Annotated in this window: 22 protein-coding genes; 18 read left to right on the top strand and 4 right to left on the bottom strand. The window is 46.5% G+C overall.

Annotated features, from left to right (window positions below; translation table 11 throughout):
* Positions 1 to 27: 27 nt before the first annotated feature.
* Genes V1467_RS00530 through glpG form a run of 4 tightly spaced genes read left to right on the top strand, consistent with a single transcriptional unit; the run spans position 28 to position 3425 of the window.
* On the top strand, positions 28 to 1224 hold the full coding sequence (locus V1467_RS00530; RefSeq protein ID WP_416306858.1) for a glycine C-acetyltransferase: 1197 nt from the start codon (positions 28 to 30) through the stop codon (positions 1222 to 1224).
* Positions 1221 to 2243 (top strand): L-threonine 3-dehydrogenase, encoded by a 1023-nt coding sequence (gene tdh, locus V1467_RS00525; RefSeq protein WP_416306857.1) that lies wholly within the window; start codon positions 1221 to 1223, stop codon positions 2241 to 2243. The genes V1467_RS00530 and tdh overlap by 4 nt, the downstream gene beginning before the upstream one ends.
* The gene (glpE, locus tag V1467_RS00520; RefSeq protein WP_416306856.1) at positions 2243 to 2572 is read left to right on the top strand and encodes a thiosulfate sulfurtransferase GlpE; all 330 of its coding nucleotides are present in this window, start codon (positions 2243 to 2245) and stop codon (positions 2570 to 2572) included. The genes tdh and glpE overlap by 1 nt, the downstream gene beginning before the upstream one ends.
* On the top strand, positions 2562 to 3425 hold the full coding sequence (gene glpG / locus V1467_RS00515; RefSeq protein WP_416306855.1) for a rhomboid family intramembrane serine protease GlpG: 864 nt from the start codon (positions 2562 to 2564) through the stop codon (positions 3423 to 3425). The genes glpE and glpG overlap by 11 nt, the downstream gene beginning before the upstream one ends.
* 3 nt (positions 3426 to 3428) lie before the next feature.
* On the opposite strand, the gene V1467_RS00510 is transcribed toward glpG, so the two are convergent.
* A complete protein-coding gene (locus tag V1467_RS00510; RefSeq protein WP_416306854.1) occupies positions 3429 to 3827 on the bottom strand; it encodes a flagellar basal body-associated protein FliL in 399 nt (132 codons plus the stop codon).
* A gap of 98 nt (positions 3828 to 3925) precedes the next feature.
* Between V1467_RS00510 and V1467_RS00505 the strand changes: the two genes are divergently transcribed.
* Together V1467_RS00505 and ubiA are read left to right on the top strand one after the other, a co-directional pair.
* Positions 3926 to 4525, top strand: coding sequence for a chorismate--pyruvate lyase family protein (locus tag V1467_RS00505; RefSeq protein ID WP_416306853.1), 600 nt, complete (start codon positions 3926 to 3928; stop codon positions 4523 to 4525).
* Between the two features lie 2 nt (positions 4526 to 4527).
* Positions 4528 to 5391, top strand: coding sequence for a 4-hydroxybenzoate octaprenyltransferase (ubiA, locus tag V1467_RS00500; RefSeq protein WP_416306852.1), 864 nt, complete (start codon positions 4528 to 4530; stop codon positions 5389 to 5391).
* Positions 5392 to 5397: 6 nt separating this feature from the next.
* Here ubiA and V1467_RS00495 read toward each other — a convergent pair whose 3' ends face one another.
* Positions 5398 to 6324, bottom strand: a complete 927-nt coding sequence (locus V1467_RS00495; RefSeq protein ID WP_416306851.1) for a substrate-binding periplasmic protein — start codon at positions 6322 to 6324, stop codon at positions 5398 to 5400.
* A gap of 181 nt (positions 6325 to 6505) precedes the next feature.
* Here V1467_RS00495 and V1467_RS00490 point away from each other — a divergent pair, with 181 nt between their 5' ends.
* Entirely contained in the window at positions 6506 to 7264 is a 759-nt protein-coding gene (locus tag V1467_RS00490; protein ID WP_416306850.1) for a substrate-binding periplasmic protein, read from the top strand.
* Positions 7265 to 7329: 65 nt separating this feature from the next.
* Here the strand turns inward: V1467_RS00490 and plsB are convergent, their stop codons facing one another.
* Positions 7330 to 9765, bottom strand: coding sequence for a glycerol-3-phosphate 1-O-acyltransferase PlsB (gene plsB / locus V1467_RS00485; RefSeq protein WP_416306849.1), 2436 nt, complete (start codon positions 9763 to 9765; stop codon positions 7330 to 7332).
* A 153-nt stretch (positions 9766 to 9918) separates the two neighbouring features.
* Here plsB and V1467_RS00480 point away from each other — a divergent pair, with 153 nt between their 5' ends.
* The 6 genes from V1467_RS00480 (at position 9919) to V1467_RS00455 (ending at position 16116) form a co-directional block, all read left to right on the top strand.
* Positions 9919 to 10650, top strand: a complete 732-nt coding sequence (locus V1467_RS00480) for a substrate-binding periplasmic protein (protein ID WP_416306848.1) — start codon at positions 9919 to 9921, stop codon at positions 10648 to 10650.
* Positions 10651 to 10997: 347 nt separating this feature from the next.
* Positions 10998 to 11621: a transcriptional repressor LexA gene (lexA, locus tag V1467_RS00475; protein ID WP_416306847.1), complete on the top strand. Its 624-nt coding sequence runs from the start codon at positions 10998 to 11000 to the stop codon at positions 11619 to 11621.
* Between the two features lie 328 nt (positions 11622 to 11949).
* The gene (gene coxB, locus V1467_RS00470; protein WP_416308623.1) at positions 11950 to 13059 is read left to right on the top strand and encodes a cytochrome c oxidase subunit II; all 1110 of its coding nucleotides are present in this window, start codon (positions 11950 to 11952) and stop codon (positions 13057 to 13059) included.
* 10 nt (positions 13060 to 13069) lie between these two features.
* Complete coding sequence (gene ctaD / locus V1467_RS00465; RefSeq protein ID WP_416308622.1) at positions 13070 to 14662, top strand: cytochrome c oxidase subunit I; 1593 nt, start codon at positions 13070 to 13072, stop codon at positions 14660 to 14662.
* Positions 14663 to 14665: 3 nt separating this feature from the next.
* On the top strand, positions 14666 to 15217 hold the full coding sequence (locus tag V1467_RS00460) for a cytochrome c oxidase assembly protein (RefSeq protein ID WP_416306846.1): 552 nt from the start codon (positions 14666 to 14668) through the stop codon (positions 15215 to 15217).
* A 17-nt stretch (positions 15218 to 15234) separates the two neighbouring features.
* Positions 15235 to 16116, top strand: a complete 882-nt coding sequence (locus tag V1467_RS00455; RefSeq protein ID WP_416306845.1) for a cytochrome c oxidase subunit 3 — start codon at positions 15235 to 15237, stop codon at positions 16114 to 16116.
* Between the two features lie 63 nt (positions 16117 to 16179).
* Here V1467_RS00455 and V1467_RS00450 read toward each other — a convergent pair whose 3' ends face one another.
* Positions 16180 to 16389, bottom strand: a complete 210-nt coding sequence (locus V1467_RS00450) for a DUF2909 domain-containing protein (RefSeq protein WP_416306844.1) — start codon at positions 16387 to 16389, stop codon at positions 16180 to 16182.
* Positions 16390 to 16401: 12 nt separating this feature from the next.
* On the opposite strand from V1467_RS00450, the gene V1467_RS00445 reads away from it, so the two are divergent.
* From V1467_RS00445 to V1467_RS00425, 5 genes are read left to right on the top strand one after another with little or no spacing between them, the layout of a single operon-like run.
* Entirely contained in the window at positions 16402 to 17133 is a 732-nt protein-coding gene (locus tag V1467_RS00445; RefSeq protein ID WP_416306843.1) for an SURF1 family protein, read from the top strand.
* A complete protein-coding gene (locus V1467_RS00440) occupies positions 17123 to 17677 on the top strand; it encodes a hypothetical protein (RefSeq protein WP_416306842.1) in 555 nt (184 codons plus the stop codon). Before V1467_RS00445 ends, V1467_RS00440 begins: the two co-directional genes overlap by 11 nt.
* 13 nt (positions 17678 to 17690) lie before the next feature.
* The gene (locus V1467_RS00435; protein ID WP_416306841.1) at positions 17691 to 18668 is read left to right on the top strand and encodes a COX15/CtaA family protein; all 978 of its coding nucleotides are present in this window, start codon (positions 17691 to 17693) and stop codon (positions 18666 to 18668) included.
* 9 nt (positions 18669 to 18677) lie between these two features.
* A complete protein-coding gene (cyoE, locus tag V1467_RS00430; protein ID WP_416306840.1) occupies positions 18678 to 19589 on the top strand; it encodes a heme o synthase in 912 nt (303 codons plus the stop codon).
* On the top strand, positions 19586 to 20227 hold the full coding sequence (locus V1467_RS00425; protein WP_416306839.1) for an SCO family protein: 642 nt from the start codon (positions 19586 to 19588) through the stop codon (positions 20225 to 20227). The genes cyoE and V1467_RS00425 overlap by 4 nt, the downstream gene beginning before the upstream one ends.
* Positions 20228 to 20232: the final 5 nt, after the last annotated feature.

Below are 20232 nucleotides of genomic sequence, written 5' to 3'. Positions count from 1 at the left end.
GCAAATATTGCCAGCGAGACAAATAACATGAAAGCCGATTTTTATTCCCAGATTCAGCAACAAATCAGCGACACCCGACAGCAGGGTTTATACAAAAACGAACGTATCATCGTTACCCAGCAACAGGCTGATATCGGCATTGATTCAGGTGAGCATGTTTTAAATTTCTGTGCCAATAACTATTTGGGGCTAGCTAATCATCCGGTGTTAATTAACGCCGCCAAACAAGGTCTGGACAGTCATGGTTTCGGCATGGCTTCTGTACGGTTTATTTGTGGGACCCAGGATATCCATAAAACACTGGAACAGAAGCTGAGTACTTTTTTGGGCATGCAAGATACCATCCTATATTCTTCCTGTTTCGACGCCAATGCCGGATTATTTGAGACTCTGTTGGGCCCCGAGGATGCAATTATTTCCGATGCATTAAATCATGCCAGTATTATTGACGGCGTGCGCCTATGCAAAGCCAAACGTTATCGTTATGCCAATAATAATATGCAGGAACTGGAACAGCAGCTAATCCAGGCCAAAGCAGATGATGCGCGCCATATTCTGATCGCCACCGACGGTGTCTTCTCAATGGATGGCGTGATTGCCAATCTGCAAGGCATTTGTGATTTGGCCGATAAATATGATGCGCTGGTCATGGTAGATGATTCTCATGCCGTCGGCTTTATTGGTGAGAATGGTCGCGGTAGTCATGAATACTGTGGCGTAATGGATCGCGTTGATATTATCACCGGAACTCTGGGTAAAGCGATGGGCGGAGCTTCTGGCGGTTATACTTCGGCCCGCAAGGAAGTGATCGACTGGTTACGTCAACGCTCACGCCCTTATCTGTTTTCCAACTCACTGGCACCGGCGATTGTGTCTGCTTCCATTGAAGTGATTGACCTGCTCGCTCAAGGTAACGAACTGCGTCAACAATTGCAGCAAAACAGTGGCTATTTCCGTCAACGCATGAATGATGCCGGTTTTGAACTCGGTGGTGCCGATCATGCGATTATTCCCGTGATGCTGGGTGACGCCAAACTGGCCGGTCAGATGGCCGACAAAATGTTGCAACGGGGAATTTATGTGGTCGGCTTCTCGTTTCCGGTAGTACCGCAAAATAAAGCCCGCATCCGCACACAAATGTCGGCATCTCATACCAAAGAGCAACTCGATCGTGCTATTGATGCCTTTATTGAAGTGGGCAAAGAGTTAGGAGTCGTCGCATGAAAGCGCTAAGTAAACTCAAAGCCGAAAAGGGTATATGGTTAACCGAGGTTGAACAGCCAGAAGTCGGTCATAATGATCTGTTAATAAAAATCCGTAAAACTGCCATTTGTGGTACTGACATGCACATTTACCATTGGGATGAATGGTCACAAAAAACCATTCCGGTACCCATGGTAGTGGGTCACGAATATGTGGGTGAAGTAGTCGATATGGGTCAGGAAGTTCGCGGATTTGCCGTTGGTGACAGGGTATCCGGCGAAGGTCACATTACCTGCGGGCACTGTCGTAACTGTCGTGCCGGGCGCCGCCATTTATGCCGCAACACCGTAGGAGTTGGAGTCAATCGGGCGGGTGCTTTCGCCGAATATCTGGTTATTCCGGCGTTTAATGCCTTTAAGATCCCGCACAATATCAGCGATGACCTGGCCTCAATCTTTGACCCTTTCGGTAACGCAGTACATACCGCTCTGTCCTTCGATCTAGTCGGAGAAGACGTGCTGATTACCGGAGCAGGACCGATTGGCATTATGGCAGCAGCTGTCGCCCGCCATGTTGGCGCCCGCCATGTGGTTATAACGGATGTAAATGATTATCGGCTGGATCTGGCCAAAAAAATGGGCGCATCCCGGGCGGTAAACGTCAGCCGAGACAATCTCACTAACGTGATGAAGGATCTGGGTATGACCGAAGGCTTTGATATCGGACTGGAAATGTCCGGTGTGCCTTCTGCATTTAATGATATGCTGGCCAAAATGAACAATGGCGGCAAAATTGCCATGTTAGGCATTCCCCCCGGAGATATGGCAATTGACTGGAATCAGGTTATTTTCAAGGGACTAGTCATTAAAGGCATTTATGGGCGTGAAATGTTTGAAACCTGGTATAAAATGGCTAGCCTGATCCAGGGTGGGCTGGATTTATCACCTATCATCACCCATAAAATGCCGGTAGCTGATTTCCAGCAGGGATTCGAAACCATGGCTTCAGGCCAATCGGGTAAAGTTATTTTGGAGTGGTAATGGAGCAGTTTGCACATATTTCGGTCACCGAAACACAGCAAAAGTTAGCTGAAGGTCATGTAAAATTGGTGGATATTCGCGACGAACAAGCTTTTGCAGCTGGTCATATTGAAGGCGCCTGGCATTTAACCAATGGCAGCCTGAACCAGTTTATGGCCGAAAACGAATTTGATACGCCGGTAATAGTTTGTTGCTACCACGGCGTCAGCAGCCAACAGGCAGCCCAGTATCTGATTCATCAAGGTTTTGACGAAGTCTATAGCATGGACGGCGGCTTCGAAGCATGGCGCAATCTTTACCCCTACGAAACAAGCAACGATGCTGATTAATTTCGGACATGAATCCCATGCCCGGTTGCTATGCAACTACTTGCAATCTGAAGGTTTAAGTGTCGCTTATCGTTATCAGGCCGGGGAATACCCCCATGGCATTATCTTGCTCGATGCATCCCAGCAGGATAAAGCCAACCGCCTGATCCAGGCATTTTTAAACAATCCGCAAGATAAAAAATATCAGCAATCTGCCTGGCAATCCGGTGCCGCTGTGAAGATGCGTACCCAGGTTGATCTGTCCCCTCAACGGGCGATACAGTTTTGTCGACAGGCACCTTTTACCTCAATCATTCTGGCGCTTTGTAGCCTGTTTTATATTACCGCAAGTCTGGGATGGTTTATGCAGGTCAACAACTTTCTGGCCTTTCAACCTATACCGATACTTATCGAAACCCACCAATGGTGGCGGTTGTTTAGCCCGACACTGCTGCATTTTTCCATTCTGCATATCGTGTTTAATTTACTATGGTGGGGAATGCTCGGCCAAAAAATTGAACAACGTTTTGGTAGTCTGGCGCTGTTTATCCTGTATTTCTTTAGTGGCATCATTTCCAACTATGGCCAGTTTCTTGCCAGCGGCATTCATTTTGGCGGGTTATCCGGAGTGGTTTATGCAGTGCTTGGCTTTGTCTGGTGGATTGGCTGGTTACGGCCGGACTGGAAATTAGGTCTGCCTAATTCGATTGTCGGCTTTATGCTGGTATGGTTGGTGATTGGCTATGCCGACGTGCTATGGGTCAGTATGGCTAATACTGCCCACACATTGGGGTTAATTTGCGGTTGCGCCATGGCATGGTTGGTGAGCTTGCTAAAAACGCGACCTCGCACCGAACCGCAGAAAAAGTCCTGAAGGTTATCCCTGATACAGATACTTGGTAAAGATAATATCTTTAATCATCTCTGAACCCGTTTCTTTTTTAAGTTGCTCACGAAGAGTACTCAAGCAGATCTGGCGAATTTCTTCGCGTCCCGTCAGCGACTTGATTTTATCCGCAGGCTGGCGACCAAAAATATCAATGGTCAATGATCGTAACAACGGCGCATGATGAGTAACAGAATCCAGATAAGCTGCGTCTTCTAGCATCAACTCAACCGATACCCGGATATAGCCCAAATCACGGTTACTGGCGCCAATATAGTTGGTGACGATATCCGGCTCCAGACCGAAATAGGCATATTCAGCCTTCGCGCTGAAGGTCTGTAAAACCAGAAAGATTAAAATAACTACGCGATGAAACTTAAACTTTGTCATGTTTTCCCCTAACTGGCTCCGAGCCAATGCAAATAAAATGGTATCACCATTACACAGAATGATTAACAGAATACTTTAGTGTGCCGTGTTGAATTGCTATGATCAGGACTTCTTCACTCGCTGCCGTATCTGTTTTGACAAATCAATCCTTGTTTCCAATAAATTGTGTTCCCCAATGGTTTTCGGCTGCACAAATGAAAATTTCAGATCCGGTGCTGAAAAACTGGTTGCTGGATACCGGCTCACTCACCGAGCGCCTGCAGGCAAACAGTCGCCATTTTACTGTACAACTTCTCGGTCAGGCCGAAATCGCTGTAACCGCAGAGGAACATCAAAGTCTGGGGTTTGAACAACACAATCCGGTGATTCGAGAGGTATTGTTACGGGGCGATAACCAAAATTGGGTTTATGCCCGCACATTGATACCACGTAAGTTGTGCGAGGACGGCGTCAACCAGCTTGCCGAATTAGGTGAGCAACCACTTGGCAAAGTGATTTTCAATGATAGCCGGTTTGTGCGCCAACCTTTTGAGATTTGTCATTTACAGGGGCACTCCGTGTTGCATCAACAATTAGCCATAAATAACGATGTTGCTTTATGGGGCAGACGCTCTGTGTTTACTTATCAGGATTATAAACTGATGGTAGCAGAGATTTTTTTACCCAATGCCCCTGCTTACAAAAATCGGGAATTCTGACCATGCAATCAGCCGTAACTAAGCTAGACGCCTATTTCAGACTTATGCGTATGGATAAACCCATTGGCACATTTTTGTTACTTTGGCCGACTCTGTGGGCCGTCTGGATCGCAGCCAATGGACAACCTTCGCTCAAGATAATATTTATTTTTGTGGCGGGAGTGGTGGTAATGCGCGCCGCTGGCTGCGTTATCAATGACTTTGCTGATCGCAAAATTGATGGCGATGTCAAACGTACGGCCCATCGTCCGATTGTCAGTGGTGAAGTCTCACCAACCCAGGCAATGTTGTTGTTTATCGGACTCTGCCTGATAGCTCTACTGTTAGTACTGCAACTGAACCGACAAACATTCTGGTTATCTTTCGGTGCTGTTGCACTGGCCGCCAGTTATCCATTTACCAAGCGCATTACTAATCTGCCTCAGGTTGTTTTAGGCGCTGCGTTTAGCTGGGGAATTCCGATGGCATTTATGGCCACCAATGGTCAAATTTCCCAAGTGGCGTGGTGGTTGTTCGCCGCCAACCTGATTTGGACAGTGGCCTACGATACCCAATATGCGATGGTCGACCGTGACGATGATCTCAGGATTGGCGTAAAATCCACTGCCATACTGTTTGGTCAGCAGGATATTGCGATTATCAGTTTGCTACAACTTTTAACCGTAGCCGCGCTGCTAAGGGTGGGAATGGGTTTAGGATTTAACTGGCCTTACTATGCGGGGCTAGCCATAGCCTGCAGTTTGTTTATTTATCAGTATCAACTTATCCGTTATCGCCAAAGAGACAATTGTTTTAAGGCGTTTTTGAACAATCACTACGTCGGATTGGCGATTGCCATAGGGCTAGCAACCCAGTACCTAGTCTGACTCTTGCTAATCAACGTTATACCAGAGCTCTTTCCGATCAAGAGGGGTTTGCTCCGACATCATTGGGTTAGACAAGTTAATGATTTTGCGTTGACCCAAATTGGCGTTCTCCAGAGTCGTAGCAAAATACTTATAGAACAACTCGTCAAATAACCCGTTAGCAATGGCTTTATTCAAACCTCTTTCAATAACCTCATGTAATCTCTGGTTATCGTTTCTTACAAACAAATACTCTGCAGCCGGGTACTTTAGTGCGAAGGTAGGATCAATCACAATGGCGTCATACTGTTTGAGGCCATATTCATGCCATATTTCAATCACCGAACGTGGAAAATAGTCAACTCGCTTTAGACTGACCATCTGCAGCAGGCCAGCTGTTGTCGTGGCGCGAAATATTTTAAAACCATTACTTTCCAGCACCTGGGTATCAGGCCAATCCCGTCCTTGACCCGCGGTTAACTTTTGTAAATCCTGTTTGCCCTGCAGTGCTGAAAAACGCTGCACATTATCTTGATGCACGAACATCAGGCGCCACCCAATTAAACCTTTAAACAAGGGGATGCGGATTGGCTTTACCAACTGCTCCCGTTCCTTGCTAGTTGCCATCCAGTGCACGTCATAGACGCCTTGCTGGATCAAACTGATGCTACGACTTTGCGGCACAGTCGGAATAGGGACAGGCTGCAACTGGTAAGCAATGCCTGATTGCTGCAGCGCAAGCTCCAAAATCTCTTTGAAGTACTGCCCTTGCAGACGATAAATAGGGTTATCACTATTGACCGGATATTTAACAAGCTGGACTTCTTGCCCGGGCGTCTCACTGGCCGAGGCAACGCAGCAAAACAGACAAAAAATTAAACTGCAAATGCGTTTCATCCATTTAGTACCGGTTAACGGCCACTGACGTACCCCGGATATATTTGATAACAACAATCCGACCTCTAGCAAAAAGCAAAATTTCGTAACCAATTTAATACGCTTCGTTAACAAGATAGTCAACCGTCTCAAGCCTAACCGGTATTTTTTCCATAAATGATCGATAATGGCTGTTTATAGCCGGTAAATTGACGTAAATTAACGGGTTAAAAATAACCACTATCTAGAGATCCCAGCTTTGCAAAAGCGCAGTCACATCACCGGTATAGAATACGCTAAATCCAGCTTTAAAAACGTATCTCTGGTACTGCTAGTTGCTCTGTTGCTGTTAAGTCCACTGACCAAGGCCAAGCCTTTGTTACGCTCATCAGTATCACCGGAATTCAGCCAGGGTTTACATGCCAAATACCTGCAACTGATTGCCGATAAAATGGAGATGAAGCTGGATTTGTATCCCATGCCGTTTGCAAGACGGGTTGTAGCGCTAAAAAGTGGCCAGATCGATCTTATGGTCGGGATGCAACGTGAATCGAATATACAGGATGAAGTCATTTATATTTATCCCAGCTACGAAAAGCTGCGGCATACCTTTTTTGTACTCAAGGAACAACAGCATCAACTCAAGCAGTTCGAAGATCTGCAGCAGATGACCATAGGTGTCACCATCCACGCCAAATACTACCAGCGTTTTAACCAGCAAGCCGATCTGGCCTTGATTGCAGTGTCTTCACTGCGGCAAAAAATCGACCTGCTGATGAAGGGCCGGATTGATTCATTTATCCATTATCAGGAAAGTACTATTCCGGTGCTAAAAAGCATGGCTCTGGATGGAGAGATTGTGAAGTCTGACTACCAACCAACGGAATATCATCCGTATTACGTCACTATCAGTGAAAAAAGTGTTTTATTCCCTTTAAAAGCGAAATTATCCACCGTGATCCGCACAGCCACGGAAAACGGTGAATTTGCCCGTATCCGTCAGGAACATTACCGTTAAAATTCTGGTGGCTGTTTCTAAGACGTATGAGTTGTGCAGGCACACTGAAAAATCAGCAGAGCTTATTAACTGTGTTTGATATTTTGCGCAACATCCGCCACTAGCCAACCACTGATCTCGTTCAATAACCAACGACTTTGTTCTGTATGTGCCAACATCCCTTCATCATCGGTATGCAACAGTTTCATTTCTCGCATCGCGTTGAGCAGCGCGCCAATCACATTCTTGTCGTAAAACTCGGGGGCCGTAACCCCATGCAGCGTGGCCAGTCTCTCCGCCAAACGAATACTCTGTTTTTCTAATTCGGAACGACTGAACTTATCGCCTTTGGCAGCCAACGTCAGCACTATGGCATAACGTTGCAAGGTTTCCTGAATACAACGGTTAAGCATCATCAATGAGAAGAACGCCTGACTGTCACGCTGCGCCGCAATCACCTTGTCGTTATCCTCAACCAGTAATCCGACCGATAACATTGACTCAACAGTGTCGTTACACAGCTGTTGTGCCTGAGACTGACTCAGATAGATAAACAGCTCCTTTTTCAGCAATGGAAACAACAGGGCAATGCGCTCGACTATCTGTGTTTTCTGCATGCCATTGTTGGCAATCACCATCGCCGCTATTAACCCCGGGATCACAAACAGATGCAAAATATTATTGCGATAATAGGTCATTGCAATGGCCGCCGGCGCACTCAGTGAAATAATTCGCCCGAAGCTGTCTTGCTGAACAGTAAATTTATTCAGTTTCAGTGTCTGCTGCAGTAATGAGGACGCGGGCTGCTCCGGTAATGTAACCAGCTGGCTATAAGGTGCGTGCTGGAGCAATGCCAGATAATCAGTCAGGCAACGCTGCAATTCGGCCTCTGTTAATGCATGTTTATCCGCCGCCAACAAACACAGGGAAGTTAAATTCATGCCGTTGACCGCCGTTGCCTGATTAATCCGCTGCATAACGTCAGTCGCCAGTTTGTTCACCATCGGAGTTAACCAGCTTGGCTTCTTGTCCGGATTCTGTTGTACTTCATGGCGCCAGTCAGGTTGGCATTTATCCATAAACTGGCCCAGATTGATCGGATCACCAAAATTCAAATATCCGGTACCGTAGTTTTTCAACTTGCGAATAGCCGAAAAAATTTGCCAGAAAGACTCTTTCTTTTTGTCCTTGCCGCGCAATTCTTTGAGATAACTGGCGACTTCCATCACATGTTCATAACCGATATAGACCGGCACCAGGCTGATCGGACGTTTTAATCCCTTAAACATGCTCTGCACTGTCATGGCCAGCATGCCGGTCTTCGGTGGCAGCAGTCGGCCCGTGCGACTGCGACCACCTTCCGGATAGTACTTGACCGAATATCCGCGATTAAAAAGCTGTTCCAGATACTCACGAAACACCGCCGTATACAGTTTGTTACCGGCAAAACTACGACGAATAAAAAACGCACCGGCACGTCTGAAAATGGGCCCTGCGGGCCAGAAATTGAGATTTATTCCCGCCGCGATATGCGGGATCATCAAACCTTCGTGATAAATAACATAGGTCAGTAGCAGGTAATCCATATGACTACGGTGACAGGGAACATAAATAATTTCATGGCCACTTTGTGCCAATTGCCGCACTTTTTCCGCATGCCTTATTTCCAAACCGTTATAGACTTTGTTCCATAACTTGGTCAGCATTTTCTCCGCGATGCGGATCAGGCCTTCACGATAATCGCCGGCAATTTCGTTGGCATATTGTTGTGCACGTTGCTTAGCTTTGTCTGCACTGATTTTTTTACCATGCTGCTCTTCGGCGATAGCTTCCTGTACTGCCGCAGACGCCAGTACGCCCTGTATAATCTGTTCCCGCGCCATTTGTCTTGGTCCGGTTACCGCCTGTCGCCGACGCTGGAAATGCGTTCGCGCCACACGTATCAACTTGTGCGCAATTTGCTCGTCGGAGCCGTGTTCTGCGGCCATATATCGCGAAGAAACGGCTTTACTGATGTAGACCAGGTTATCCCGACCTAAAAACAGCACAATAAAAATTTTGCGTAACCAGTTAGGTGACGCCTTGTTGGCTAACAACGCTCTCCAACTGGCATCGGTTTTCCCTGGAGCCCTTCCCCAGAAGGTCGATACCGGAATAATTTGTAAATCAAGTTGCTCGTTTTGATGGTGCTGCTTAAACAGCAATTTAAAAGTGTGAGCAATATCACTGGCCTCCGCTTTGGCACTAAACAGCGACTGCGGGCGTTCCAGAAACAAGCAACGCGGAATGTAATGCAAACCCACCTCAAGCGCTCCATCAGGATCGGGCAGTCCCAATTGTTTTGCCGCATTCTTTAGCGCTATCTGGTCTGTGACAGATTCGGTTTTGAGCAAGTAGATGATAGGTTTTTTGGGATCAATCCCCAATTCTTGTTGTACATCACCCGGTATCACCTTTGTTGTGATTAACAATTTTGCCGGGATAGAAATGATTGCTGAAAACAACTGTTGCAACCAACTCATAGCCAATAAACTCCTTGAAATAATTGCGCAAAAGCATAGCACGACAAGACGCAAAACACCTGAAGAGATTCGCCTGGAACATTGTTTAAATCAATAAATCAACTATGCTGCGGAGATACTCGATTTCGGTATTTTAAGGGATGTTATTTTACTATGTTAAAGAAATCCTTTGTATTGTTGGGTCTTTGTTACCTGCCATCCTTAATCTGTAACGCCCAAATACAAGTAGTAACCGAAGTCTCCCCTCCCCATCAAACTTTTGAACAGGGCAGAATAGGCGGAGCAAGTACCGAACTGGTTCGCACCATTCTCGACCAAGCCGGGATAGACGCCGAGATATCGATCTATCCTTGGGCTCGTGCCTATCACATTGCCGTTAGTCAACCGGATACACTGATTTACAATATCGCCCGCACGCCGGAGCGCGAGCATAAGTTTCGCTGGATCTGTCCTATTGCCAGTTACAATTTCGGATTTATCGCATTAGCTAACGCCGATTTCCAAATCCACTCATTATCGGACGCAAAACAACATATCACTGCGGTACAACGGGGTGACTTTTCTGCCCAATGGCTGCAGCAAAATGGCTTTACCGAAATGCAGCATCTGCTATTTACTCCCGGTATCGAACAATCCTGGCAGTTATTACGCAACGGCAAAGTGGACTTGATCATCGACGATCCGGCAACGATAGACGCGATGCTGGTCAAATATCCCGATACCAAAGTTAAGATCCTCTATTACATCGACTCATTGCGCCAGAAAACCTGGCTTGCCGCCAATATTGACACCGACCAGAGCACTTTGGACAAGTTAGCCGATGCGTTTGCTCAAGTGAACCAAACCTCTGAATACAAAAACCTGATGAATTCTATTTTTAACTAACCCCAACTCGGGATAAGAAATGTCGTTTATATTTACAAACGGCAAATAATTCAGATAGTTATATTATTCACTCAACCATTGTTGAATAAATAGTTTACTCAATGACGACATTTTTGTGCTTGGCAAGGCGGGGTTTCGTGCGTCATAGCGGGCTATGACTAGAAAGCCCAACGCTGCCAGGTGCAAAAACAGCGTTATTGAGACGCATGGCTTATCCCGAACTGGGGTTAAATAGGCAATCCAAGATATTCATTGCTCACCATTGTGAATCCATCAACAAATAAAGTTGTCATTTAAAACTATCGGGATATACTTCTTTTCAAACTGTATGAAAAAACAGGCTGTTTATGCGTCCACTAACTTCCAGACAACAAGAAATTTTGCAACTGATCAAAGACACTTTGGCCGATACCGGTATGCCACCGACACGAGCTGAAATTGCGCAGCGCCTCGGATTTAAATCCGCTAATGCTGCAGAAGAACACCTCAAAGCATTGGCTAAAAAAGGTGTCATAGAAATATTACCCGGTACATCGCGAGGGATCCGCGTTAATTACAGTGAAGAAGAGTTGCTTGAGGAGCAAGGACTGCCTCTGATTGGTAGAGTTGCCGCCGGTGAACCTATACTTGCCCAGGAACATGTTGAATCGCATTACAAGGTCGATCCTGCCATGTTCCATCCCAGTGCCGACTTCTTACTGCGGGTCAACGGCATGAGCATGAAAAATATCGGCATTATGGACGGTGATCTGCTAGCCGTTCATCGCACTAAAGATATTCGTAACGGACAGGTTGTAGTGGCCCGGGTCGATGAAGATGTTACCGTTAAACGCTTTGAGCGTAAGGGTAGTCAGGTACTGCTGTATGCTGAAAATGAAGACTTCGCCCCGATTAAGGTCGATCTTTCCGTACAGCCATTTGATATTGAAGGGATCGCCGTTGGCGTCATCCGTAGCAACGACTGGATGTAAACAGACCCCTCTCCCACCTTTCCCCAACAAAAATTTATTCAAGCTAACTTTGTTTTAACTCTCAACAGGTTAGCTTTTTTGTGTTATTACTAACACTTGTTCAAAAATCAATCAGTTAGTTGTAAATTATGCATAAAAAGGTGGACGCCAACCGCCTTATTGAGTAATTCTTGTACTCTTATTTACAAATGAATAACAAGAGCATGTCATTTCGCTAACGAATGGCGAATTAGCGTGCCGTAGAACAGCATGTGCAAGGCTTGTTGTTCGACTTTTACTATTCCTAAAGAGGAGATGTCACGTGAACAGAGGTGTTTTCAGAGGGGCGATGGCCTTAATTGCCTTATTGTCTACATCTGCGCTAGCTGACGGTATGCGGTTAAACCTGACCAAAGGGGTGACCGATATCAGTGCGCAGGTTTACGATTTACATATGACCATATTTATTATCTGTGTCGTTATCGGTGTAGTGGTATTTGGTGCAATGTTTTATTCAATGGTCATGCATCGTAAGTCAAGAGGGCTCAAGCCAGCTAACTTTCATGAAAGCACTAAAGTGGAAATAATCTGGACCATTATCCCCTTTATTATCCTGATCGGTATCGCCATTCCAGCCGCCCAAACACTGATTGCAATGGAAGATCCAAGCGATCCGGACGTGACAATACTAATCACTGGTTCTCAATGGAAATGGCATTACAAATACATGGATAGTGATGTTGAGTATTATTCGGTACTCGCCACTCAACAAGACCAAATTCACGGCAAACTGGATAAAGGTCACAACTACTTATTGGAAGTAGACCGCCCCCTGGTGGTGCCAACGGACAAAAAAGTCCGTTTTCTGATTACCTCTGATGATGTTATCCATTCATGGTGGATGCCGGCTTTTGCGGTGAAAAAAGATGCCAACCCAGGTTTTATTAACGAAGCCTGGGCAAGAGTAAACGAACCCGGTTTGTACCGTGGTCAATGTGCTGAATTGTGCGGTAAAGACCACGGTTTCATGCCCATTGTGGTGATCGCCAAAGAGCCGGCAGAATACGATAAATGGATAAACGAGCAAGCCGCGATACAACAAAAAGCCAAAGAAGAAGAACAAAAATTGCTGGCGATGAATATGGACATGGATGAACTGATGTCTACCGGTGAAAAAGTGTACCAGTCGACTTGCGCTGCCTGTCACCAGGGTAATGGAGAGGGTTTACCCGGTATTTTCCCCGCCCTGAAAGGCAGTCCGATAGCCACCGGCGATATGACCAAACACATAGAGACAGTGGTCAACGGTGTTGCAGGTACCGCGATGCAGGCGTTTGGCAAACAACTTAGCCTGAAAGAACTGGCTGCCGTAGTGACCTATGAGAGAAATGCCTGGGGTAACAGCACCGGTGATACTGTACAAGCCAAAGATGTTAACGCCGTACTGAAAGGCCAATAGGAGAGAGATGATGAGTAGCGTAGCCGACGATTTGCACCACGACGAACATCACGAACACCACACTCCCGGCGGCATCAAACGCTGGTTGTACACCACCAATCATAAAGATATAGGCACATTGTACTTATGGTTTGCCTTTATCATGTTTTTGATTGGCGGCGCCATGGCAATGGTCATCCGGGCCGAATTATTTGAACCCGGATTACAGATAGTCGAGCCCAATTTCTTTAATCAGATGACTACAGTGCATGGGCTGATTATGGTATTTGGTGCCGTTATGCCAGCCTTTACCGGACTGGCCAACTGGATGGTACCGTTAATGATTGGTGCACCTGATATGGCGTTACCGAGAATGAATAACTGGAGTTTCTGGATCTTGCCATTTGCATTTCTGATCCTGCTTTCTTCACTATTTGTTGAAGGTGGTGGCCCCAACTTTGGCTGGACCTTCTATGCACCACTGTCGACCACTTACAGTAACGACAGCACTGCACTATTTGTTTTCTCCGTACATATTATGGGGGCGTCATCCATTATGGGCGCAATTAACGTTATTGTGACCATATTTAATATGCGTGCGCCTGGCATGACTTACATGAAAATGCCACTGTTTGTCTGGACCTGGTTGATTACAGCATTTCTGCTGATTGCGGTTATGCCAGTACTGGCCGGCGCGGTAACCATGGTATTAACCGACAAATTTTTCGGCACCAGTTTCTTTAATGCCGCCGGCGGCGGTGATCCTGTGATGTTCCAGCATATCTTCTGGTTTTTCGGACATCCAGAGGTCTACATCATGATTCTGCCCGCCTTTGGCATTATTTCGCAAATTGTACCGACCTTTTCGCGTAAACCCTTGTTTGGATATGCTTCAATGGTATATGCCACGGCATCGATTGCCTTATTGTCATTTATCGTCTGGGCGCATCACATGTTTACCACCGGAATGCCGTTATTTGGCGAGCTGTTCTTTATGATTGCGACCATGCTGATATCGGTGCCGACCGGCGTTAAAGTGTTCAACTGGGTGGCGACTATGTGGCGTGGTTCGATTAGCTTTGAAGTGCCGATGTTATTTGCGCTGGCGTTTATAGTGCTGTTTACCATTGGAGGTTTCTCGGGGCTGATGCTGGCGCTGACGCCGGTGGACTTCCAGTATCATGATACCTATTTTGTGGTCGCACATTTCCATTATGTATTGGTAACAGGAGCTATCTTTTCGGTTATGGCGGCTGCCTATTACTGGCTACCCAAGTGGACGGGCAAAATGTATGACACCAAACTGGCCAAGTGGCATTTCTGGTGCTCACTAATTTCGGTCAATCTGTTGTTCTTCCCCATGCACTTTGTTGGCTTAGCCGGAATGCCCAGACGTATTCCTGACTATGCTCTGCAATTCGCAGACTTTAACAAATGGATCAGTATTGGTGGTTTTGCTTTTGGTTTGTCACAGCTTATTTTCCTGACCTTAGTGATCAAAGCCTGTAAAAAGCAGGGCGACCCCGTATCGGCCCAAGTTTGGGACGGAGCCGAAGGCCTCGAGTGGGAAATCCCTTCACCCGCGCCTTATCACACCTTTGAAACACCGCCGGTAGTAAAATAGACGATGAAAGCACCAGTGGAAAAGCCACAACATAACAAGACTGTCGCCAAGCTATTATTGGTGGTCGTGGGGATGTTCGGCTTCGGTTTTCTGCTGGTGCCGTTATACGATGTATTTTGTGATGTAACCGGCATTAACGGCAAAACCAGCAACACTGCTGCAAGTTATGAAGGCGTGGTTGTTGATGAAAGTCGCTGGGTGACGGTGGAGTTTATAACTCGCACCAACACCGGCATGCCATGGGAATTCAATACCCAGACCAAGAAGATTAGAGTTCATCCTGGTCAATTGAATCAGGTTGACTTTTATGCCAAAAACCCCGCTAGCCGGGATATCGTCGGGCAAGCAGTGCCTTCTGTATCGCCCGGTTTGGCAGCATTATATTTAAATAAAACGGAATGCTTCTGTTTTGAGCAGCAACCGTTAAAAGCGGGTGAAGAAGCGATAATGCCAATGAGATTTTATATTGATCCGCAGTTACCGGACGATATCAACTTTTTTACCTTGTCTTACACCTTATATGACGTAACAGAACCAACCGTAGCAATGAAATAAGGGTAATGGAGAACAATATGTCTGAACAACAATACGAAAAATATTACGTACCAGCACAAAGCCCCTGGCCCATTGTTGGCGCGGTTGCCTTGTTTTTAATTGCGGTGGGTGCCGGTAATTTTGTTATCGAATCAACCAAGGGTAAAGAGGGTTACGGCGGCTGGGTTTTGCTAGCCGGTTTGGCGGTACTGATCTTTATGCTGGTGGGATGGTTTAAAGATCAGATCCACGAGTCGATGAACGGCATCCACAGCAAGCAGTTAGGTCGTTCCTATCGTCAGGGAATGAGCTGGTTTATTTTCTCCGAAGTGATGTTTTTCGCGGCCTTTTTTGGCGCGTTATTCTACGCTCGCATGATTGCCACTCAATGGTTGGGAGGCTCATCCAATAACGCCATGACCCATGAAGTATTGTGGCCCGGTTTTGAGGCCATCTGGCCGTTAATCACTACGCCAGATGGCACGACTACAGAAGCCATGGGCTGGTATGGCTTGCCAATGATCAATACCATAATATTGTTGGTCTCGTCGGTAACCTGCCACTTCGCCCACGTCGGTCTGGAAGAAGGTAATCGTAAAAAACTGACTGCACTGCTGGGGATCACCATTTTACTGGGTATCAGTTTTCTGGTTTTACAGGTTGAGGAATATGTACATGCTTACCGCGAAATGGGCCTAACCCTGCAATCTGGCGTTTATGGCAATACCTTCTTCATGCTCACCGGTTTCCACGGTATGCATGTGACCTTGGGTACTATTTTACTGATTATTATGTTTTGTCGAGTGCTAAAAGGTCATTTCAATGCCAACAACCAATTCGCTTTTATGGCCGCCAGCTGGTATTGGCACTTTGTTGACGTAGTGTGGGTGATGCTGTTTTTCTTTGTGTATATTCTTTAGGTATTACGAAAAATGGGGCAGGAAATATCCTCCTGCTCCAACTGTTTAGAACTAGCAAAGCTTTTAGAACATTCGCGGATTGGGGGTAATCAGTCCGGTCGCAATTGCCACCAGTAACAACACAATAACTGCAGCAGACAATAACACTCGTCGTCCAATAAACTTGCTCATTGGCGGCTTGTCCGGATCATCTTTGAGCATAATGACCATTGCGCGAAACAGGTTGTATATCATCAGTAGCAGTAGTGCACCTACAATAATTTTAATAAGCATATGGGCCCTCGCATGAATAGCGTCAACGGCAACTTCAGGTTACCTATTATTGCTACCTTAGTCAGTTTGACAGCATTTGTCATCCTGATTGGCTTGGGTGTTTGGCAACTGGATCGGGCAGCGCAGAAACAGCAACGCCAGCAACAAATCGAGCAACGAAAACTGCAAAACAACTATAGTCTGGCTAACATTTTGGCGCTGTCAGGCGATGTTCGGGATTTGCCGGTAGTCACCAGCGGACACTTCAATACCCGCCACTACTTTATGATAGATAATCGCATGGTTAACGGGCAGCCCGGCTATCACGTTGTGGCAATTCTAACCACCGCCTCCGGCAATATTGCAGTGAATTTGGGTTGGCTAGCAGCCCCCGTCAGTCGTGACGTTATCCCCCATTTTAACCTTCCATCAGAACAGCAAGTTATTGAGGGTGTGATTGCCTTGCCTTCCCTCAATCCCATGATCCAGGAAACAGAACATAGAGCCATAAACTGGCCAGTCAGAATACAACAACTGGATCTGTCAGTGATTGAACAGTTATCCGGGATAACATTGTTGCCCCTGGTAATTTTGGCCAAGCCCGACCCAGCCCAGCCACTTATTCGTGACTGGCAATCAGTTGTTATGCCCGCAGAAAAGCACATCGCGTACGCCATCCAGTGGTTTGGTTTGGCGATAGCTTTGCTGGTTATTTTTTACATGGCAATAATACGCAAAAATAGAGAAGTTAACGATGAACAATAAGAAAAGCATACTGTTGCTGGCACTGGTATTTGTGGTGCCTGTCATACTGGCTAAACTGGCGCTAGAACTGGACTGGTTCAATAAAGGAGCAACCAATAAAGGTCAGTTACTTGATCCTGTGCTGGATATGTCCCCTTTGTACCCAGCCGACAGCGCGCCGACAATCTGGCGAGTTGTTTACATTATGCCTGCGCAATGTGAACAACGCTGTCAGAATGCGTTGTACAGTATCAATCAGGTCTGGTTGGCTCTGGGACGGGAAAATGAGCGGGTCAGTCCGGTGATTATCACAACGGCATCCAGTGACCAGTCCGCCATCCAGCAGTTGGAGAGCATGCCTAATTTAACCCTATTCAGCACCAATCAACAAAGTATTGATCGGGTATTTAAAGATACTGCCACAGATGGTATTTTTGTGGTTGATACGCTGCAAAATATTATTCTTCGTTATGATTTGCAGCAAGAACAACAACAAGCGGTCATGCATAGCCGCGAAATTCTAGCCGACGTAAAGAAGCTGCTCAAGCTATCACGCATAGGCTAATGGAGCATTTGTCGTGAAAAAAATGGTATTGGTTAGCCTTTTCCTGGCATTTGTTGTCATTATTCTCGGCGCTTACACTCGTCTGACTGATGCCGGTTTAGGCTGCCCCGACTGGCCAGGCTGCTACGGACACTATGCGGTACCACAACAAGTGGAACATCTGCAAGCCGCCCAACAGGCTTTCCCTGACCGCCCTGTTGAAGCGCATAAGGCCTGGAACGAGATGATCCATCGCTATTTTGCCAGCACCTTAGGTTTGTTTATTGTGGTCATTTTCCTGCTAAGTCTGGTTAATAAAAAACCGTTAAGGCCGCTTAAACTGCCTTTTCTACTGGTCGTGATGGTCTGTTTTCAGGGCGCGCTGGGAATGTGGACAGTCACGATGAATTTGATGCCGCTGGTGGTGATGGGCCATTTGTTAGGTGGTTTTGCTATCCTGTCCTGTTTGTATCTGCTGTATTTACGCTTATCCGGTTTTCGTATTCCAGGAGGCGATCCCCAAGTCAGGCATTTAGCTCGTTATACAATGCTAGGTTTGCTTATAGTAATTATCCAGATTGGGCTGGGAGGCTGGACCACGGCTAACTATGCAGCTCTGGCCTGCACTGAGCTGCCCGTATGCGAACCCGGCTGGTTTGATAAACTGAATTTTGCTGGTGCGCTCAGCTTGCCTGCTGCAGAAAATTATGAATTCGGCGTACATGATTATTCGGCCCGCATGACCATGCATATTATGCATCGAATAGGCGCACTGGTGACCTTTATCTACCTATGCTGGCTGGCGATAAGATTATATACTGTGGCCCGAACCGACAGATTCAAAACACAGGCCATTAGTTTAGTACTGGTGCTGGGTTTGCAGGTTGCTTTAGGCGTCAGCAATGTCGTATTTGGTTTACCCATTATTGTAGCGGTATTGCATAACGCCGTCGGAGCCTGCTTGCTATTAGTGATGGTGTTGATAAATTACACCCTATTCAGAAAGGCGTAGCCGAAAATTATGACGTCAAAACTTCTCGATCAGCAAGTCAAAAATAGCGCACATGTTAGCTGGCGTGATTATTATGAAATGACCAAGCCAAAAGTTATTCTGCTGCTGTTACTCACTGCCGTTGTTGGCATGTGTTTATCGTCACCCGGGGCGCTGGATTGGCAAGCGGTGGTATTAGGGCTGTTCGGCATCGGCCTGCTTTCTTCTTCAGCGGCAGTTATCAATCACGTGGTAGACCGGCAGATCGATGCCAAAATGGCACGTACCCATAATCGTCCGGTTCCTAAAGGGAAAATCAGCCCACGAAGAGCACTTGTTTTTGCCTTTATTTTGGCCGTAGTAGGCTATCTTGCTCTGGAAATATGGGTCAATACACTAACCGCTATGCTGACCTTGGCCAGCATGGTCGGTTATGCTGTTATCTATACGATGTATCTGAAACGCGCGACACCACAAAATATTGTTATCGGTGGACTGGCAGGCGCGGCACCACCATTACTTGGCTGGTGCGCCATTACCGGTAGCGTTCATCCACATGCACTGTTATTGGTACTGATTATTTATACTTGGACCCCCCCGCACTTTTGGGCGTTGGCCATTCACCGCGAGAAGGATTACGCCCGCGCCGGCGTGCCAATGTTACCGGTAACTCACGGTATCGAATTTACCAAAACCTCGGTGTTTTTATATACAATATTGCTCGGAATTGTGTGCTTTTTGCCTTATCTGGTCGGCATGACAGGGTTGATATACTTGGCCGGTGCCACTTTGCTTAACGGCGGATTCTTGTATTACGCCTGGAAGCTCAAATACGACAGCAATGAAAACACAGCGATGCAAACCTTCAGGTTTTCCATCATCCATCTGATGCTATTGTTTATCCTGCTGTTGCTCGATCACTATTGCAAATTCCAGCTATGAATTTAAAAAGTGTTTTTATCGGACTGCTGCTAATCCTTTCCCTGGCGGGAGGCATCTATTTGTCTGCGGTTATCAAACCAGATGACCAGATTCAGTACGCCAACCTGTATCCGCAACCGCGGGAATTAGGCGATTTCCAGCTTACCGACCAGAATAGCCAGCCGCTGGATAAAACCCGCCTGCAAAACCATTGGACGCTCACATTTGTCGGCTATACATTTTGCCCGGACATCTGCCCGACCACACTTGCAGAGCTTCAATCGATTTATCCCGACTTACAGAAAATAGACAGCCAGTTTCCCATCCAGATCCTGTTTATTTCTGTTGATCCTAAACGGGACACTACGGAACGGTTAAAACAATATATCGAATTCTTTAATCCGCAATTTATCGCCGCCAGTGCAGAACATAAAACGCTGTTCCCGCTCATTCGTAAAATGGGCATGATGTATGGCATGAATGACAGCACGGACAATGAGAACTATCTGGTTGACCATAGTGCGTCAGTGGTGGTGGTTAATCCTTCGGCCCAGGTTATCGGACGATTTAAGCCGGAGCACAAGCTGGGCCAACCAGCGATTAGTAGCGGTCAACAAATTTTGGCTGATATGCCTGCGATTGTGCAGACATATCATTAAGGCCT

The sequence above is a fragment of the Neptunicella plasticusilytica genome (assembly GCF_047922965.1).
Classification (GTDB): Bacteria; Pseudomonadota; Gammaproteobacteria; order Enterobacterales; family Alteromonadaceae; genus Neptunicella; species Neptunicella plasticusilytica.
This window is presented reverse-complemented; position numbering and strand designations above follow the sequence as displayed.

Bases quoted from the DNA above. Each gene is read 5' to 3' on its own strand.
- V1467_RS00530 (WP_416306858.1), top strand. From the start codon at position 28: ATGAAAGCCGATTTTTATTCCCAGATTCAGCAACAAATCAGCGACACC.
- tdh (WP_416306857.1), top strand. From the start codon at position 1,221: ATGAAAGCGCTAAGTAAACTCAAAGCCGAAAAGGGTATATGGTTAACC.
- glpE (WP_416306856.1), top strand. From the start codon at position 2,243: ATGGAGCAGTTTGCACATATTTCGGTCACCGAAACACAGCAAAAGTTA.
- glpG (WP_416306855.1), top strand. From the start codon at position 2,562: ATGCTGATTAATTTCGGACATGAATCCCATGCCCGGTTGCTATGCAAC.
- V1467_RS00510 (WP_416306854.1), bottom strand. From the start codon at position 3,827: ATGACAAAGTTTAAGTTTCATCGCGTAGTTATTTTAATCTTTCTGGTT.
- V1467_RS00505 (WP_416306853.1), top strand. From the start codon at position 3,926: ATGATCAGGACTTCTTCACTCGCTGCCGTATCTGTTTTGACAAATCAA.
- ubiA (WP_416306852.1), top strand. From the start codon at position 4,528: ATGCAATCAGCCGTAACTAAGCTAGACGCCTATTTCAGACTTATGCGT.
- plsB (WP_416306849.1), bottom strand. From the start codon at position 9,765: ATGAGTTGGTTGCAACAGTTGTTTTCAGCAATCATTTCTATCCCGGCA.
- V1467_RS00480 (WP_416306848.1), top strand. From the start codon at position 9,919: ATGTTAAAGAAATCCTTTGTATTGTTGGGTCTTTGTTACCTGCCATCC.
- lexA (WP_416306847.1), top strand. From the start codon at position 10,998: ATGCGTCCACTAACTTCCAGACAACAAGAAATTTTGCAACTGATCAAA.
- coxB (WP_416308623.1), top strand. From the start codon at position 11,950: ATGGCCTTAATTGCCTTATTGTCTACATCTGCGCTAGCTGACGGTATG.
- ctaD (WP_416308622.1), top strand. From the start codon at position 13,070: ATGAGTAGCGTAGCCGACGATTTGCACCACGACGAACATCACGAACAC.
- V1467_RS00460 (WP_416306846.1), top strand. From the start codon at position 14,666: ATGAAAGCACCAGTGGAAAAGCCACAACATAACAAGACTGTCGCCAAG.
- V1467_RS00455 (WP_416306845.1), top strand. From the start codon at position 15,235: ATGTCTGAACAACAATACGAAAAATATTACGTACCAGCACAAAGCCCC.
- V1467_RS00450 (WP_416306844.1), bottom strand. From the start codon at position 16,389: ATGCTTATTAAAATTATTGTAGGTGCACTACTGCTACTGATGATATAC.
- V1467_RS00445 (WP_416306843.1), top strand. From the start codon at position 16,402: ATGAATAGCGTCAACGGCAACTTCAGGTTACCTATTATTGCTACCTTA.
- V1467_RS00440 (WP_416306842.1), top strand. From the start codon at position 17,123: ATGAACAATAAGAAAAGCATACTGTTGCTGGCACTGGTATTTGTGGTG.
- cyoE (WP_416306840.1), top strand. From the start codon at position 18,678: ATGACGTCAAAACTTCTCGATCAGCAAGTCAAAAATAGCGCACATGTT.
- V1467_RS00425 (WP_416306839.1), top strand. From the start codon at position 19,586: ATGAATTTAAAAAGTGTTTTTATCGGACTGCTGCTAATCCTTTCCCTG.